This window comes from Bartonella sp. AP58NXGY (assembly GCF_042195785.1).
In the GTDB taxonomy this organism is placed as follows: domain Bacteria; phylum Pseudomonadota; class Alphaproteobacteria; order Rhizobiales; family Rhizobiaceae; genus Bartonella.
The window spans coordinates 1-567 of sequence record NZ_JBHIOY010000413.1 but is presented as its reverse complement, the minus strand read 5'-3'; the positions used below and the strand labels follow the sequence as shown (position 1 = coordinate 567).

Below are 567 nucleotides of genomic sequence, written 5' to 3'. Positions count from 1 at the left end.
ACCACTATCTGCATCTTTTCGCACATGACCGTACTGTTACTACTGAAAGTATAGATAACCTTATTGGTTTCGGAAAATTTGGAGATCAGGGGTTGGTGTATCATGGTTGTATAAGTGGTCAGTATTTAGATGATAGAGTTAATCAAGAAAGAACGCATTTTTCCTTTAAGGATAAAATATTGAAAGATATTTTACGTTCCGTTGCTAATAATATTGTAAATAGCGTTCTTGCTCCAGAAAATAAAGACTACGAAGAAAAACGTTTAAATAAATTAAAAGAATTTTGTAGAACACACCCTTCGTATTGTTTTGATAGTTATGAAAAATTATTAGAAAAACTTCCCAAATCTGCAAAGGATACAGAAGACTTTGTTAAGACACTGGCTATTCATAAGCTTAGGAGAGAAAAAAAGCAAAATTTGAGAATTGAAAAAATATACCGTGAAATTACTGAAGGGAATACCAATACATATAGCTTTTCCGAGAAAGTTTCTGAACTTGCAAAAGAAGTTAAAGATGAAGAAACAAGACAATTAGCAGAGTATGTTATCCGTCGTAAAGTTATAC

1 pseudogene is annotated in these 567 nt (G+C 31.7%); it reads left to right on the top strand.

Going from position 1 to position 567, the window contains the following annotated elements:
* Positions 1-567: pseudogene (locus tag ACFINC_RS11750) on the top strand (ATP-binding protein); the annotation flags it as partial.